Below are 15536 nucleotides of genomic sequence, written 5' to 3'. Positions count from 1 at the left end.
CTATAAACTGATTGTAGATAATGTAAAAAAGGAGTGAATATTCATTATGTCCGACGTTCTGTTACTGAGTCGTTTTCAATTTGCAATTACTATTTTTTATCACTTTTTATTTGTACCTTTGACAATCGGACTTGTTATTTTGGTAGCATGTATGGAAACTCAATACGCCCGCACATTGAATCCAACATACCGCAAAATGGCAAATTTCTGGGGTAAATTATTTACAATTAACTTCGTAATGGGGATTATAACCGGGATTACGATGGAATTCCAATTTGGAACAAACTGGTCTGAGTACTCCAAATATATGGGAGACATTTTCGGATCACCTCTCGCAATCGAAGCACTTGTTGCCTTCTTCTTAGAATCTACTTTCATGGGAATATGGTTATTCGGTAAAGACAAAATTTCACCAAAGTTCCGTGCCTTCTGCATGTGGATGGTTGCACTTGGAACAAACATTTCTGCCCTTTGGATTATTACAGCAAACGGCTTTATGCAAAACCCTGTTGGCTACGTAGTACGTAACGGCCGCGCTGAATTAAATGATTTCTGGGCACTCGTTACGAATCCATACGCTTGGAATATGTTCTTCCATACTGTAGTTGGTTGTTATATTGTTGGTGCTTTCTTCGTTATGGCAATTAGTGCCTATCACTTATTACGTAAAAATGAAGTTGAATTCTTCAAAAAATCATTTAAGTTCGGCTTAATGTTAGGCTTATTCGCCGCAACAATTACACCGTTTATGGGACATCAATCTGGTGTATCAGCGGCTAAATATCAACCCGCAAAAGGAGCTGCGATGGAAGCAGTTTGGGAAACCGGAAAAGGACAAGGCTTCTCAATTGTTCAAATTCCTGATGTGAAAAACGAGAAGAATTTTGAATTCCTTACGATTCCAAAACTCGGAAGCTTCTTCTATACAAACTCATTTGATGGCGAAATTGTTGGTTTAAAAGATATTCCGAAAGATGAACGTCCAAATGTTAACCTCGTGTATTATAGCTTCCGATTAATGGTTGCACTCGGTATGTTCTTTATGGCATTAACTTGGTATGGCTTCTATTTAAACCGAAAAGGAAAACTAGAAAACTCAAAACGTTATTTAAAAATTACAATATGGTCTGTCTTACTTCCTTATATCGCGATTAACGCAGGATGGATCGTCGCTGAAGTAGGTCGCCAGCCATGGACAGTATATAAACTAATGCGTACAGCAGAATCTGTATCGCCTATATCAGTACCGCAAATTTGGTTCTCATTAATTAGTTTAATTTTGTTCTACACTTTACTTTTAATCGCAGACGTATACTTAATGCTGAAGTTCGCGAAAAAAGGACCTGCCGCATTAGAAGAACCTGCTACTGAGGGAGGTGTGGCTCATGTCTCATGATATGCTTGCAATCATCTGGTTCGGTTTATGGGGCGTGATTTGGACAGTTTACTTCATTCTTGACGGGTATGCACTTGGTAACGGAATGATTTTTCCTTTCGTTACGAAAGATCGACAAGAACGAAATCAATTACAAGAAGCAATTGGCCCGTTCTGGGGCGGTAATGAAGTATGGTTAATTACAGCTGGTGGCGCAACATTTGCTGCCTTCCCAGTCACATATGCTAATATGTTTAGTTATTTATATACACCGTTGTTCTTAGTATTACTTGCACTATTTGCTCGTGCCGCTGGACTGGAATTCATGCATAAAGATGATTCACCAATTTGGCAAAAAACTTGTAAATGGGCATTTGCAATTGGCAGTTTCTTAATCGCCTTTTTATTCGGTGTTACATTTGCTAACTTGTATTACGGACTACAAATCGGAAAAAATGGCTATGAAGGAAATTTACTTAGCTTACTAAACCATTACGGTATATTAGGTGGTCTTTTCTTCACTGCTACATTTGTCGTATCCGGTGCCCTTTGGGTCATGATTAAAACGACTGGTGAAGTATCTGATCGTGCTTATAAAATCGCAAGACCATTTTCAATGGCAGCTGCTATCATTTTAGCTATTTTCTATGTAGCAACTGCTAATAGAACAAACTTATTCCAAAACTTTACAGAATATCCGGTACTATTCATTCTTCCAGTACTTGCAATGCTAATGAGTGTACTCGCACTAATTATGGTGTACAAACATAAAATTGGCCTTGCATTCACATTCGTTTGCCTAACAATCGCAATGTTTATGACAACTGGCTTTGCAGGTATGTTCCCAAGAATGTTACCATCTCGTATTAACGATGCATACAGTACAACGTTATACAACGCAGCTGGTAGTCAATTAAACTTAAAAATTATGTTCTTCGTTGCAATGGTCATGGTACCAATCGTTATTGGATATCAACTTTGGAGCTACAGTATTTTTAAAAATAAAATTCATAAAGAATCTGCTAAAGGGTATCACTAAGTTAAAAAAAGACACTTCATTTGAAGTGTCTTTTTTTATACGTATGATTTTTAATAAGATGTTATATTTCTAATCTAACAACTACACTATAGAAGAATCATTAACAGCTCACAGCTAGATTGTATCATAGGGCAACTTCATCATTTTATGCAATTTTACATATTGTACTATAAGGTAAACTGTATCCCCTGATCATTCACATCATTATCCCTTACATCCGCCGTACTAATCCCGCTAAACGTTTGTACTTTCATTCCTGTATTTGATGACCCCGATCCATTATAAGCCTTCGTCTTTTCAATCGGCTGTACGTTATATTTATCCCCTACATTAATTGTTCCATTGCAGTTTTCAATAATAACACCTTCCACAACTGCCGGCATTTTGTCACCCACTTTCATTTCTTTACTTTTATTTTATGAAAATCGCCTAGAAAAATAGCATGTTTCAATAAGAAAAAGCACTCAATTTGAGTGCTTTTTCTTTAAGCATAAAGACAAGTTTGGAGACAGTTGACTTCTTCAAAATTTTATTAGGGGTAATATTTTGAAAAAGAAAGCCTTTCATATGTAGGTTAACACCACTGGAATATATAGTAAATTGATAATATTTATACGGAAGATTGCTAATGTTTAGTATAGATATTTTACACTATGCTAACAGTGAAAACTATCTATACTAACAAAAAAAGGTGCCTTCAAAAAAGACACCTTTCAAAAACAGACACTATAAAACAGAATTATTTATTGTTATACGATTGTTAGATACAAAAAGTAGAGGGAAATGTTTGTATTAAATTCTGCTTTATAAAGTCTGTCTACAACTTATATTGTAATCCTCTTCATTTGAAAAAAAATATAATATGCACAATTGCATACAAAAAGAAAAAGCACTCTACTGAGTGCCTTTTCAACCATTTTACTTTTAATATATCGCTTTGAATATATTGTAACATATGTATCCATATATTTTATTGAGAAAATTCAAAATCCTTTTTCTTTCATTTTCACTTATAAAATCATGTAATATAAAAGGTATGTCAAATTCTTATACAAGTTGAGGTGTACTATATTTATGCTGTATTTTGGAATTATTCCTCTTATATTGTTTATTATTTTTCTTATCTCATATTTAAAAGATCCGCGGAAAATAATAAACGGCTTTTTATTTAATGCCTTTATCTGTTCATTTCTATTATTTTGCGCTATAGCCTCATTTGAGTCTGGTAATAACGATTTACATTTTATCGTTATCATCCCCATGTTGGCACTACTTGTAATGATACCTTTTGCTATAGTCGCTTTAATGTTCGGACTTTTTCTTAATGCAAAAATTTTAATGCAACGTGAAGGAAGACGCTTCACAAACTCTTTAACTTTAATTGCTGCTTTAGGAATTTTATTCTTTATAATGCTCCCTATCATAAATCCAGCAAGTTTGGTCTCATCGCATTTAGAGCCTATTTTCGCAGCTATTTCTCTTATAAGCTTCTATTTCTTTATACACTTATCTAACTTCTTAAGCGCTTATTTTTTATACCAATTTAACAGACCAAGACGTAATCAAGATTTCATTATCGTTCTTGGTAGCGGCTTAATTAATGATAAAGTACCACCCTTACTTGCAAGCCGCATTAATAAAGCTATCGACTTCTATTGGAAACAAGCAGCTGTAAATACACCACCGACAATTATTTTCTCTGGTGGTCAAGGTCCAGATGAAGGTCTTCCAGAGGCAGAAGCAATGCAAAATTATGCTGTTGAAAAAGGAATTCCTCTTGAACATACAGTCCAGGAAAATCGCTCTGTAAACACATATCAAAACATGTTGTTCTCTAAAGAAATTATGGATTCTTTAAAACCTGAAGGTAAATATAAAAGTATTTTTACAACGAATAATTTCCACCTTTTCCGCGCTGGTATATACGCTAGACAAGCTGGTCTTAATAGCCAAGGAATCGGGTCAAAAACTGCATTTTATTACTGGCCTAACGCAATGATTCGTGAATATGTTGCGATTGTCGTAATGGGACGTAAGCGCCATATGAAAATATGTGGAACTATTTTAGGTTTCGCTTTATTCATATCAGTACTTAGTTTTATATTTTCTTAATAGCATCCCATCCTTTGAAAGGATGGGATTTCTTATACTGATTTCAAAAATATTTTAAAGATAATATGGTGATAATATTCCCTGCATACATCCATTAAAGGAGAATTTTTTCAAATTAAATGTTAAAATAAAATTTAGGTGTGAATTACGTAACAAATAAGAAACTAGTTTGAAACGAGGAAATTACATGGAGAAAATTATCAAAAACAAGCCCAATAAGCTAAGAATTGCTTCAAAAGCTTTGATGATTATTATTGGGGCATTTATCACAGCGTACGGATTAGAAGCAGTATTAATTCCAAATAACGTATCAGACGGTGGTGTAACTGGTTTAAGTATCGTTAGTTCAAGATTATTTGGATTGCCATTAGGAGCTCTAATCGCAGTTATTAACATTCCTTTCGTTTGGTTAGGGTATAAGCAAATCGGTAAAAGCTTTGCGATTTATTCCATTATCGGGATTGCTTCATTAGCAATAGGTACCGTTGTCATGCACGGAATACCAGCTATTATTGAAGGCGATACATTATTAGTTACAGTTGTTGGTGGTATTATCATCGGTTTTGGTATGGGACTAGCATTACGTAACGGTGGGGCATTAGATGGAATCGATATGCTTGCTGTATTGCTTTCTCGTAAGTTACCATTTGGAACGAGTGACCTTATTTTATTCTTAAACATGTTCGTATTTATTTTCGTATCAACGGTATTCGGCCTGCAAGGAGCTATCCTTTCGGCAATTGCTTACTTTATCGCTTCGAAAGTGATTCATATCGTTGAAGTTGGTTTAAGTGGTTCAAAAGCATTTAAAATTATTACAAAAGAGCCTGAATTAATGGTAGAAACAATTCGCGATCGTTTAGGCCGAAGTGCAACATATAACGAAGTATACGGTGGTTATTCAAGAGAGAAGTTTAAAGAAATTTCATGTGTAATTAACCGTTTAGAAGAAAGTAAAATGAAAGAACTTATTAATGAAATCGATCCACATGCCTTTATTACAGTTTATGACGTAGCAGAAGTAAAAGGCGGTAACTTTAAGAAACGTGATATTCATTAATCGTTATGAAAAAGAGGGTGTGCCAAAATTTTGGCACACCCTCTTTTTATTATTAAGTTGCTATCGTTGTCAGTTTTTGTCGGTAAGTCGATATATTTCAATAATCGCTGATATATTTTCACTTCCTCCCTTATGCCTAAATCGTACCACCTGAGAGGAATTAATTCCCATAACAAAAAAAGACCAAAAAGCAAATTCCACTTTTCGGTCTCTACACTATCTTCTCTTCGTAATTTTTCCTGAACCACCGACCCTCGTTTTCGGAGGAGATGTATTCCTTGGCGGCGTTTTAATAGATGATTTTGGCTTCACATCTGATTCGCTTGAACCGCCTGGTGTTTTTGTAATTTTACCCTTGCTTCCAGTAGAAGGTGGGGGCGTCGTATTACTTCCTTTTTCAGTAATACTTCCCTTATCACCTACTGATGGTTTCGAATCTACATTATCGCCTCGCTTAATGATAGACCCTTTCCCTTCCTTCGTAATTGGAGGTGGGGTTTTCTTTTCTTCTTTCGTAGGTGGTCTCTCTGGAATAACTGGTTTATGATTTTGTCTGTCATTATATCCTCGATAATCACCGTATGATGATTTTCGTGAACCGAATATATCGTTTAATATGCTACCCATAATATATCCTTGCAAGAAGGACGGTTGGTAATTTTGACGGACAAATTCTTTATTACTTATTTCAATTAACGTATCAGATGGTTTCTCTTTATCCTTTTGCAGGTTATAAATCTTATCAGAATAAACGAGGAACATTTGATTTTCGTCTTCTTTAGATGCTTGCTTCGGTTCTCTTTCGTTAATGAGTTCCTTCGCTACTTCAGGAACTGACCGATTGGCGGCCCTATACACGTAAGATTCTTGTTTACCTTCCTTGGCAACAGATTCAAGTGGATAACGGTCTTGAATCGACTTTGTCTGCCCGCCTTGACAACCTGATAAGGCATAACCAGCAACAACAAGTAATATAACGATAGCAAGTATAGGGATCACAAACGATTTAATCATGGTAAACAATCGGTTTGACATGATTACGCCCCCTTACGTTGCTCTTATAATTTGTACATCAGCAGGAATGATTGCTTCTCCCTCATACATCATTGTGCGACCATTTTGCCATTCAATACGCAATAATTTTCGATTATCTGATTGGAATTCCCATATATACTGTTCTTCTGAAGCTGAGAATGGAGTTTTTCCCATCACAACAACACGTCCGTTATATTGTTCTTCCATATGATACTCGGTATCATCCATTTCAATTGTCGTCGGAATTTCATCAATTGAATCTAAGCGACCATCAATTGGAGTATATAATTTGTAATACGTATTTTCTCGGTCTTCAATTTTTAAATAACGAATATCTTTTCCATCTTGCAATGTCAAAACAATTTCCTTGCGCGAATGCATACTCGTTTTCCCAATTAATTCATACATAACTAATGAAACTTCAATCATATCGCCAGGAGCTAACGTTACAAGACTCTTTTCCGGCTTCAATGGCTCTGGGCTTTTCATTATATTTTTTATCCGTTTAAATAAACTCATAATCTACCCCTCCTTTTCTCTTTATAAACACGCACCTAAAATTAGTGCACCAACAATATGTAATGATCCAGCTAACATCGCATGTGCAACGCTACCTTCTTTCGTACCTTCTTCTAAATCAAGACCAGACATTTTCTTTAATACGAATTCGATAAACATTTCTACCACTAATAAAATAACGAAAGAAACTGCTGATGCAAGAAGTGCTTGCCATAAATCATTTGCTTTCGTTATCGATTGAGATAAAATGTACCCTTGTGCAAATAATTTCATAATAAAACGAGTTGTTACAGCTGTATTTCCATTTTTGATTTCTTTTAAATCATTGTATTTTGTAAAAATTGAATCAACCCACATAATTGCAAATAAAAGTACTGCACTCGCTCCAGTCCATACAAGCATGGCAACTACATTCATCCATGTCATTGCAAAACCTCCTCTAAAATATAATAGAAAACCGACATGAATATATTTAGACATGTCGGTTCATTTGTCTCTATTCTATATTATTTCTCATACTGCTTCATAATACGAGCTAATTCATCGTCAACAGCAGAATTTTTGTTTAAGCTTGCGAATTCATCATCTAATGACTTTTCTTTCTTATAAACTTCACCGCTTGCTTCCGCTTCAGCCTCTAATTGAAGAGCTTTCTCTTCCATACGGCTTAAACCAGCTTTTGCTGAGTTTGAATCAAATCCAGACATCGCCTGATTAATATTCTTTTGTGCTTTCGCCGCATTTACACGCGCTACAAGTGTTTCACGTTTATTTTTCAGCTCATTTAATTGCTTACGCATTTCTTCTAGCTTTAGGCGCAGGTTATCAGCAGCAGCTTTATTTTGCTCGTAGCTTGCTTTATACTCATTCATTTTTTGCTCTGCATTTTGTTTTTCTTCTAATGCACGACGCGCAAGATCTAAGTTATTAGCTTGAACAGCCATATGAGCCTGCTCTTCACGTTTTTTCACAAGTGCTTCTTGCTCTTCAAATAATATTTTGAATTTCTTCTCAAGTGCGATTTGAGCTGCTACACTTTTCTCAGCCTCTTGTACATCGGCTTGCATATCGCGTAAATATTGATCAGTCATCTTAACTGGATCTTCCGCTTTTTCAATTAACGAATACACATTTGACATTGTTAAATCTCTTAATCGTTTAAATACAGACATCTAAATTCCTCCTATGATATACCTCATATTTCAAATTCACTACTTGGAAAACTGAAAAATCTCCCTTTACAGTAAAGAATATTCATTTTACAGCCTATGTGTTTATTATAACAAAACTAATATGTCCTTACATGTTATTTCCAAAATACATCCATTATAATATGACATTCTATATACAATATTGTATTTCTAATATATTCTCATTATCCCTCTTTGAAATTAACTTACTTTTGTGCAATTTCACTAAATTACATAAGTGTAATGTTACTGTAAGCTAACTCGATAGTTGCATTCCAATATTTCTTATACACTAATACCAGAAGCAATAAACAAGCTTCTTCACTTGTAAGCAATACTACAAAAATTGTATTTACTATAAAACATATAAAAGGAGAAATCATCATGAAAAAATTAGTAGGAATCGGATTAGCAGCAGCAATTTCATTCGGAGCATTATCAGGTTGTTCTTTATTAGGAGAAAAAGCGAACGGCTTTGTACTGTACGGAACAGAAGATCAAGTAACACAAATTGCAGATAAAAACAAAAAAGAAGTGAAAGAAAAAGACTTCTATAAAATGAAAATGACAACATTAGAAGGTAAAAAAGTTCTTGTCATGGATAAGAAAACTGGTGAAGAACTCGTGAAGAAAGAGTTACTTAGCAAAGTTGATGAAAAAGACGACACGAAACCACTTGATAAATTACCGGCTGTAACAACAGAACAAGGTGTATTATTCGCAAAAGAGAAAGTAGAAAATGCTACACTTGATGGGGCAAAATTAAAATATGAAGGCAACACAATTATCGGAAGTGGCCGTGCATATGCTGACATGTTCGCGGTTGTTGATGATGCAACATATGGAAATGTAAAAGGCGATGAAAAATCTGTTGGCGTATTAAAATTCGATAAAGATCCAAGTAAAGAGTTCCCTGGAAAGAACGGTGTAGAATCATCACAACTTGTAAAAATTAAGAAGTAAGAAAAAAGCTTTGCGAATTTCGCAAAGCTTTTTTCTATTTATTATGAGCAATTTGCTCCATATCCGGGCTACAAGTTTGCGACTGACATGACTTATTTAAAGAACATGCTGCGCATTTTCCTTTTTTACTTCTCTTTACAAAATTAACTAACGTGTATGCTGCATAACCAAAAATGATAGCTCCAATTATAATATTGACCATCATCACAATACATCTCCTTCTAGAATCCGAGTAAGGATCCAACTTGGTATATAATGAGCGTTAATACATAAGCAACTACGAGTGGATAAACGACTGAAAAAATCGTCCACTTCGCTGATCCTGTTTCACGTTTAATAACAGCTACCGTCGCTAAACACGGAACATATAATAAAATAAAGAACATAAATGCATAAGCTGATAATGCTGTATAATGTGCTCCCATTACATTTCCAAGCACATCTTCTTTAACTGCATAAATAATTGCCATTGTAGAAACGACAACTTCCTTCGCTAAAAACCCTGTTAAAAGGGATGCTGCAGCTTGCCATGTTCCGAAGCCGAGCGGTGCAAATAGTGGTGCGATAAATCCACCAATCATCGCTAAGTAACTGTCTCCCATATCAACACCAAATCCTGATGGACCTGCATAGTTTAATAACCAAATGACAACCGAACCACCAAAGATGAATGTACCAGCTTTACGAACAAATCCTTTCCCTTTCTCCCATGTGCTTAGCCATAATGTTTTTGCTTGTGGCACACGGTAAGGCGGTAATTCAATTACGAAAATAGACTTTTCCGCTTTCAAAATCGTAAGAGACATAATTTTTGTAACTAATAACGCAAGAACAATCCCTGCAACATATAAAGAAAATACAACAGTCGCCTGACTATGCGGGAAAAATACGCCCGCAAATAATGCATATACAGGTAATCGTGCTGAACAAGACATAAATGGTGTTACTAAAATGGTAAGTAAACGTTCTTTTTCCTGTTCAATCGTTCTCGCAGCCATGATACCTGGAACGTTACATCCAAAACCGATAATCATCGGAATAAAAGCTTTTCCGTTTAAGCCGAAAAACTCCATAATTCTATCCATAACAACTGCAATTCGCGCCATATACCCTGAGTCTTCTAATAATGAAATAAAAAAGAATAGTGCAAAGATTTGTGGTACGAATACTAATACAGCACCAACACCGGCAATAATACCTTCTGTAACGAGCGCTTGAATAAAATCAGAAGCTCCAATACTTATAAGTCCAGCCGTCACCCAATCCGTAAGCTGGCCACCAAAAAACTCATCTAACATATCCGATAAAGGTGTACCAATCCACGTAAACGTAACCTGAAAAATAAAAAACATAACTGCTAAAAAGATTGGAAGTCCTAAAATTTTATGTGTAATTAATCTATCAATTTTTTCTGAAAAAGGAATTTTTCCTTCTTTCTCATGCTTCATAACATTTGTTTTTAACTTTTCAATATACGCTTCACGAGTTTTGTAAATGTGCTCTTCTAACGTACAATCAAGTTTTCCTTCTAAGCGAGATCGAATGGCTATGAGTTCCTTATAAATTGGTAATGCTTTCATTTCTTTTTCTACTACTTCGTTATTGCTTAAAAATTGAAGTGCTAACCATCTCGGATGCTCGTAATTCGCTGTCTCTAAAAGAGCAATTACTTCTCCAATTCCTTCATCCATTTGTACACCATATGAAATAAGGAATGGCTTTTTCTCTTGTTTGTTATTTTCTTTAAGAGTCGTAAGCAGTTCTTCACAGCCTTTTCCACTTCTTGCAACAACAGGAACGACTGTTACACCTAATAGCTCTGATAATCGTTTTACATCAATGACAATTCCTCTTTGCTTCGCCACATCAACCATGTTTAAACCAATTGAGACTGGCTTACCAAATTCAAGTAACTGCAACGTTAAATGCATATTTCTTTCAAACTGCGAGGAATCTACGATATTTAACATATGATTAAATTCTTCTGTTAATAGAAAGTTTGTTACAACACCTTCATCACGTGAAACTGGATTTAAATCATAAACACCTGGTAAATCAATTAATGTTCCTTGTCTATCTTTTAATTTACCAACCTTCTTTTCTACTGTTACACCGCTCCAGTTTCCTACATACTCATAAGAACCAGTAAGTGCATTAAATAATGATGTCTTCCCTGTATTCGGATTCCCTAGCAAAGCTACCTTATTCACGCTAATTCCACCTTTATCATTTTCGCGTCACAATGACGAATACTAATTAACTGTCCACGACACTCCAATGTACAAGGACCTTTGAACATCGCTTTCTGTTTCAGGCGAAGTTCGCTTCCTTCAGCAAGACCGAAAGCAGCTAGTCTACGCTTTAATAGCTGATCTAAAGACTGAATACTTTTTACTAACACTTTCTCTCCAATTTTAATATCTACTAAGCTCATAACCTTCCCCCTCAGAAGAGAATGATAATTATTTTCAAAAAAATTATACCACACTCAATTTCTCTTGTACTATACCCTTTTGCTTCATATTTATTAACATTTCGCTACAATTCTATTTCAATTATTGTCATACTGTATTCGTTTGCCATTCTCATCCATTTCGCTTACAATAAACAATAGCAAATAAAGAATCTCGTTATCACTGGGGGAGCCATGCCGCTGAGAGGGAACACTTCGTTCCGACCCTTCGAACCTGTTAGTTAATGCTAACGCAGGGATTGTGCAAACGTCCGAAATACATACCTCATTTTTATTTACGTATTTCGTATCCTCCTATGATATCTATTCTTTTTTGTATAACTTGGATTTAGGGGGAGACAACATGCGTAACACCAATTTACAAGCGATGATCGAATCTGCTATTCTTGCAGCCTTCGCCTTGGTCATCGACATTTTACCACTTTCAATAAAAATATCAGCAACAGGCGGTTCCATTTCATTTGCTATGATTCCTATTTTTATTATCGCATACCGCTGGGGCTTCAAAATGGCTTTCTTAGGGGGCCTAATTTGGGGATTATTACAAATTGTCGTAGGCGATGCCATTATCGTCACACCAATTCAAGTACTAATTGAATACTTTGTTGCTTTTGCATTCATTGGATTTGCTGGTTTATTCTATCGTCCAATTCAAAAAGCACTTTTAACTTCCAATGATAATAGCGAAGAGCAATCAAATTTAGGTAGCCGTAAAGACAAACCTTCATCAAAACCAAACCAAGGAAAGAAAGTAATTGGATACATTATCGTCGCTACTTTTATCGGTAGTCTAGCTCGTTACTTCTGTCACTTTATCGCTGGTATCATTTTCTGGGGACAATATGCACCAAAAGGCCAATCGGCTTTCCTATATTCTTTAATATTTAACGGTAGTACAATGATTGGTTCCTATATTCTATGTACTGTTTTACTTATATTTTTATTTATCACTTCACCACGCTTATTCAAAAGCATCAGTGCTTATCAAATGAATACACAAAAAAAGGGCGCTTAATGAGCGCTCTTTTTTCATATCGTAATATCAATTAAAAATACAATAAATGCGCAAAAGAAAATAAATACCATTATACTTAGCCAATTGCTATGCACGGTTCATCGACTCCTTACATAACCTCATATTCTAAACAAATTATACTGATTAAAAATAAAGATTAGGTAAAGATAATATGAAAATAAATTAAAAAAGCGTAAATCATATTATTTACGCTTTTTTCGGTAAATAGAAGTAAAATAACACACCATTTTCTGTATTTTCTGCCCCATATTCAGCATCATGTAGTTCTAAAATATTCTTTGAAATGGCAAGCCCAAGCCCCGTCCCACCTTGTGAACGCTGACGAGCTGTATCCACGCGATAAAAACGATCCCAAATTTTATCTAATTGCTCTTCTTCAATATGAGTACCTTTATTTTCAATGCACACTTTTATACGATTCTTCTCATCTATTGTAGAAATAATAATATCCTCTTTATTTGGTGTATATCGTATAGCATTCGTAATGAAGTTCACGATGACTTGTTCAATCCGGCCTTGATTTGCAATCACTTCAAATGAACATATATTTTTATGAACATGAAGTTCTTTTTTCTCTATTTCCACAGATAGATGTTCACATATATCTTCAATTACTGTATCAATATAAAACGAATCCTTTTTCATTTTATATGTACCAGATTCAAATTTAGCTAACTCAAGCATATCCAAAATTAACGTATCCATTTTGTCTACTTCTCTCTCCATTGCCTGAAAATAATACTCTTTTTTATGTTCAGCTACCCCGTCTTTTAAAATAGAAATACAGCTTTTCATAATACTTAGCGGTGTTTTTAATTCATGTGAAACACCAGAAATGAATTCTTTTCGCGTCTTTTCTAACTTTCTTTCCTTTTCAATATCTTCTTCTAACTGTCCAATATGCGAATGGAGTTTATTTGATAGCACATTAATATTTTTCGATAAATCCCCAATTTCATCTTTTGAAGTAATCGGTATTTTTTCTGTGAAGTCTAAATGCGCTATTTTCTTTGTTGTATCATTTATTTTCAATAATGGCTTTGCAATTTGTTTTGAGTAATAGAACGAAGCTAAAAAAATAAGAACGACTACAAATGCAATGATATAGATGTAATAATCTTGCACCATTTGTACAGCTTCATCTACCGGCTGTAAAGAAGCCATCGCATAAATATATGTTACCGATCCGTCTTTTTCTTTTATTGGTTTCATTAATAATTTATATTTTATATCATTCTTTTCGTAGTCCATTGTTTGTATTGTATATTGTATGTGTTTGTTCTCTTTTAATAATAAATCAGTTTGAAATTCTTTTATGTTATCTAAGAAGATGCCATTTTTATAAATTGGATTCACAGGACCTTTTACATCTGGAAACTGTACTTTCGTAACACGCCCTCCTATGTAAACATCTGCTTCTTGGGCAACTTGCTCCTGAACGGCTGGCCTCTTTTCCTTAACAAGTTGTTCCTCAGCTGCTCTCTTTTTCTCCTCATTTAATTTACTCATTTTCTCATTAAATGCTTTTTCTAACGGTTTATTAGATCCGCTTAAATTCTGCTTAGATAAAGAAAAAGAGAATGGAATAAAACTATCTTCTTTTCTTATTCCAGAAAAATAAATTTCTTGCCCTAAAAACTGCTCTGATAATTTATTATCAATTTCCTCTATATTGACGAGATTACCTAAGGGAATTTTAAATATTTGTTGTCCAAAGCTCTTTTGTTGCCTACGATCTATCGTTACTTCAAAATAAAAATCATCTGCATGTTTTAAATTCCCGTTCTTATCTAATGTCGTAATCCACGTATTATTTTCTCTTAAAAAGTCTTGCTCTAGTTTTTGAATTTCTTCTGCATTTCCTGCATAATTTAAATAATTCTTCTCAAAGGAATTTAAATTTACTTTAATATCTTCCACTTTTCGATTCGCATAATATTGTTTAAAAAATATCGTTTGTCCAATAAATATCGTCGCTAAAATCAACATGCATAATGTCGTTGTAAGAGTAAATAATTTTAGTACAATTCCTTTCCTCATACATTGCCCTCAAATTTATAACCTGTTCGTACTACAGTTGTAATATACTTTGCTTTCTCTCCTAATTTATTTCTTAAATTACGAATATGACTATTCACCGTTCGATCATCACCAGCAAATTCATATCCCCAAATTCTTGAAATGAGTTGCTCTCGCGTTAAAACGATTCCTTGATTTTTCATGAAATACGCTAATATTTCAAATTCTGTATGTGTTAAATTAATATCGGTTCTATCTACCGTAACAGTGCGAGACGGAAAATGAACGTGAATGCCGTGGATTGATAATGTATCATCTTCATTCTCTAAAAGTTGCTTTGTCACTTTTCTACTTTCTAACAACCTTTTCGCTCTTGCTAATAAAATTGGCGGACTATACGGCTTCGTCACATAATCATCTGCCCCAAGTTCAAAACCAAGTAACGTATCGTCTTCATCTACGCGCGCCGTCAGCATAATAATAGGCACCTCGGACGTCTTCCTAATCCTTCTGCAAACAGACCATCCATCGAGTTCTGGCAACATAATATCTAAAATAACTAAATCAACCTCTTCTTCTTCAAATACAACTAAAGCCTCTTTCCCGTCCCTCGCTTCAAACACTACATATTGCTCACTTAAAAAATAATCTTTTAATATTTCACGTAATATGTCTTCATCTTCAACAATTAAAATATTTTTTGACATAATTTATA

At 34.6% G+C, this 15536-nt stretch carries 16 protein-coding genes and 1 riboswitch; of the genes, 6 read left to right on the top strand and 10 right to left on the bottom strand.

The genetic code is table 11. The features are described from left to right. The first annotated feature begins 46 nt into the window (after window positions 1–46). Window positions 47–1396, top strand: a complete 1350-nt coding sequence (gene cydA / locus M1D66_RS03450; protein WP_001286188.1) for a cytochrome ubiquinol oxidase subunit I — start codon at window positions 47–49, stop codon at window positions 1394–1396. Further along, on the top strand, window positions 1386–2414 hold the full coding sequence (gene cydB / locus M1D66_RS03445) for a cytochrome d ubiquinol oxidase subunit II (protein WP_000017668.1): 1029 nt from the start codon (window positions 1386–1388) through the stop codon (window positions 2412–2414). The genes cydA and cydB overlap by 11 nt, the downstream gene beginning before the upstream one ends. Before the next feature lie 167 nt (window positions 2415–2581). Here the strand turns inward: cydB and M1D66_RS03440 are convergent, their stop codons facing one another. After that, the gene (locus tag M1D66_RS03440) at window positions 2582–2815 is read right to left on the bottom strand and encodes a spore germination protein (RefSeq protein ID WP_041184006.1); all 234 of its coding nucleotides are present in this window, start codon (window positions 2813–2815) and stop codon (window positions 2582–2584) included. Between the two features lie 673 nt (window positions 2816–3488). Here M1D66_RS03440 and M1D66_RS03435 point away from each other — a divergent pair. Together M1D66_RS03435 and M1D66_RS03430 are read left to right on the top strand one after the other, a co-directional pair. Beyond that, window positions 3489–4526: a YdcF family protein gene (locus M1D66_RS03435; protein WP_000965215.1), complete on the top strand. Its 1038-nt coding sequence runs from the start codon at window positions 3489–3491 to the stop codon at window positions 4524–4526. A gap of 187 nt (window positions 4527–4713) precedes the next feature. Then, entirely contained in the window at window positions 4714–5586 is an 873-nt protein-coding gene (locus M1D66_RS03430; RefSeq protein ID WP_000411245.1) for a YitT family protein, read from the top strand. A 216-nt stretch (window positions 5587–5802) separates the two neighbouring features. Here M1D66_RS03430 and M1D66_RS03425 read toward each other — a convergent pair whose 3' ends face one another. The 4 genes from M1D66_RS03425 to M1D66_RS03410 all read right to left on the bottom strand — a co-directional run bounded on the left by M1D66_RS03425 (window position 5803) and on the right by M1D66_RS03410 (window position 8312). Beyond that, window positions 5803–6621 carry a DUF4247 domain-containing protein gene (locus M1D66_RS03425; protein ID WP_242554993.1) on the bottom strand — a complete coding sequence of 273 codons (819 nt, stop codon included), beginning with the start codon at window positions 6619–6621 and terminating at the stop codon, window positions 5803–5805. Window positions 6622–6633: 12 nt separating this feature from the next. Continuing rightward, window positions 6634–7140: a DUF4178 domain-containing protein gene (locus M1D66_RS03420; RefSeq protein ID WP_242554992.1), complete on the bottom strand. Its 507-nt coding sequence runs from the start codon at window positions 7138–7140 to the stop codon at window positions 6634–6636. Between the two features lie 21 nt (window positions 7141–7161). Further along, window positions 7162–7566, bottom strand: a complete 405-nt coding sequence (locus M1D66_RS03415) for a DUF350 domain-containing protein (protein ID WP_000220087.1) — start codon at window positions 7564–7566, stop codon at window positions 7162–7164. An 80-nt stretch (window positions 7567–7646) separates the two neighbouring features. After that, the gene (locus M1D66_RS03410) at window positions 7647–8312 is read right to left on the bottom strand and encodes a PspA/IM30 family protein (RefSeq protein WP_000110280.1); all 666 of its coding nucleotides are present in this window, start codon (window positions 8310–8312) and stop codon (window positions 7647–7649) included. Between the two features lie 402 nt (window positions 8313–8714). On the opposite strand from M1D66_RS03410, the gene M1D66_RS03405 reads away from it, so the two are divergent. Continuing rightward, window positions 8715–9293, top strand: coding sequence for a lipoprotein BA_5634 family protein (locus M1D66_RS03405; protein WP_000737481.1), 579 nt, complete (start codon window positions 8715–8717; stop codon window positions 9291–9293). A gap of 34 nt (window positions 9294–9327) precedes the next feature. On the opposite strand, the gene M1D66_RS03400 is transcribed toward M1D66_RS03405, so the two are convergent. From M1D66_RS03400 to M1D66_RS03390, 3 genes are read right to left on the bottom strand one after another with little or no spacing between them, the layout of a single operon-like run. After that, a complete protein-coding gene (locus M1D66_RS03400) occupies window positions 9328–9498 on the bottom strand; it encodes a FeoB-associated Cys-rich membrane protein (protein WP_000989598.1) in 171 nt (56 codons plus the stop codon). A 16-nt stretch (window positions 9499–9514) separates the two neighbouring features. Continuing rightward, window positions 9515–11503: a ferrous iron transport protein B gene (gene feoB / locus M1D66_RS03395; RefSeq protein WP_242554991.1), complete on the bottom strand. Its 1989-nt coding sequence runs from the start codon at window positions 11501–11503 to the stop codon at window positions 9515–9517. Beyond that, window positions 11500–11727, bottom strand: coding sequence for a FeoA family protein (locus M1D66_RS03390; protein WP_000060512.1), 228 nt, complete (start codon window positions 11725–11727; stop codon window positions 11500–11502). The genes feoB and M1D66_RS03390 overlap by 4 nt, the downstream gene beginning before the upstream one ends. Window positions 11728–11921: 194 nt before the next feature. Continuing rightward, window positions 11922–12023, top strand: a riboswitch (TPP riboswitch). A gap of 86 nt (window positions 12024–12109) precedes the next feature. Here M1D66_RS03390 and M1D66_RS03385 point away from each other — a divergent pair. Then, window positions 12110–12781 carry an energy-coupled thiamine transporter ThiT gene (locus tag M1D66_RS03385; RefSeq protein ID WP_001246571.1) on the top strand — a complete coding sequence of 224 codons (672 nt, stop codon included), beginning with the start codon at window positions 12110–12112 and terminating at the stop codon, window positions 12779–12781. Between the two features lie 207 nt (window positions 12782–12988). Here the strand turns inward: M1D66_RS03385 and M1D66_RS03380 are convergent, their stop codons facing one another. After that, on the bottom strand, window positions 12989–14842 hold the full coding sequence (locus M1D66_RS03380; protein WP_001225373.1) for a sensor histidine kinase: 1854 nt from the start codon (window positions 14840–14842) through the stop codon (window positions 12989–12991). Continuing rightward, the gene (locus M1D66_RS03375) at window positions 14839–15528 is read right to left on the bottom strand and encodes a response regulator transcription factor (RefSeq protein ID WP_000041857.1); all 690 of its coding nucleotides are present in this window, start codon (window positions 15526–15528) and stop codon (window positions 14839–14841) included. Before M1D66_RS03375 ends, M1D66_RS03380 begins: the two co-directional genes overlap by 4 nt. Between the last annotated feature and the right edge of the window lie 8 nt (window positions 15529–15536).

The sequence above is a fragment of the Bacillus sp. PK6-16 genome (genome assembly GCF_056530295.1).
This window is presented reverse-complemented; position numbering and strand designations above follow the sequence as displayed.

Coding starts and splice junctions, on each gene's coding strand:
- M1D66_RS03440 (WP_041184006.1), bottom strand. CDS start 2,815: ATGAAAGTGGGTGACAAAATGCCGGCAGTTGTGGAAGGTGTTATTATT.
- M1D66_RS03420 (WP_242554992.1), bottom strand. CDS start 7,140: ATGAGTTTATTTAAACGGATAAAAAATATAATGAAAAGCCCAGAGCCA.
- M1D66_RS03405 (WP_000737481.1), top strand. CDS start 8,715: ATGAAAAAATTAGTAGGAATCGGATTAGCAGCAGCAATTTCATTCGGA.
- M1D66_RS03415 (WP_000220087.1), bottom strand. CDS start 7,566: ATGACATGGATGAATGTAGTTGCCATGCTTGTATGGACTGGAGCGAGT.
- M1D66_RS03385 (WP_001246571.1), top strand. CDS start 12,110: ATGCGTAACACCAATTTACAAGCGATGATCGAATCTGCTATTCTTGCA.
- M1D66_RS03435 (WP_000965215.1), top strand. CDS start 3,489: ATGCTGTATTTTGGAATTATTCCTCTTATATTGTTTATTATTTTTCTT.
- M1D66_RS03390 (WP_000060512.1), bottom strand. CDS start 11,727: ATGAGCTTAGTAGATATTAAAATTGGAGAGAAAGTGTTAGTAAAAAGT.
- M1D66_RS03380 (WP_001225373.1), bottom strand. CDS start 14,842: ATGAGGAAAGGAATTGTACTAAAATTATTTACTCTTACAACGACATTA.
- M1D66_RS03400 (WP_000989598.1), bottom strand. CDS start 9,498: ATGATGGTCAATATTATAATTGGAGCTATCATTTTTGGTTATGCAGCA.
- M1D66_RS03430 (WP_000411245.1), top strand. CDS start 4,714: ATGGAGAAAATTATCAAAAACAAGCCCAATAAGCTAAGAATTGCTTCA.
- M1D66_RS03375 (WP_000041857.1), bottom strand. CDS start 15,528: ATGTCAAAAAATATTTTAATTGTTGAAGATGAAGACATATTACGTGAA.
- M1D66_RS03410 (WP_000110280.1), bottom strand. CDS start 8,312: ATGTCTGTATTTAAACGATTAAGAGATTTAACAATGTCAAATGTGTAT.
- cydA (WP_001286188.1), top strand. CDS start 47: ATGTCCGACGTTCTGTTACTGAGTCGTTTTCAATTTGCAATTACTATT.
- M1D66_RS03425 (WP_242554993.1), bottom strand. CDS start 6,621: ATGTCAAACCGATTGTTTACCATGATTAAATCGTTTGTGATCCCTATA.
- cydB (WP_000017668.1), top strand. CDS start 1,386: ATGTCTCATGATATGCTTGCAATCATCTGGTTCGGTTTATGGGGCGTG.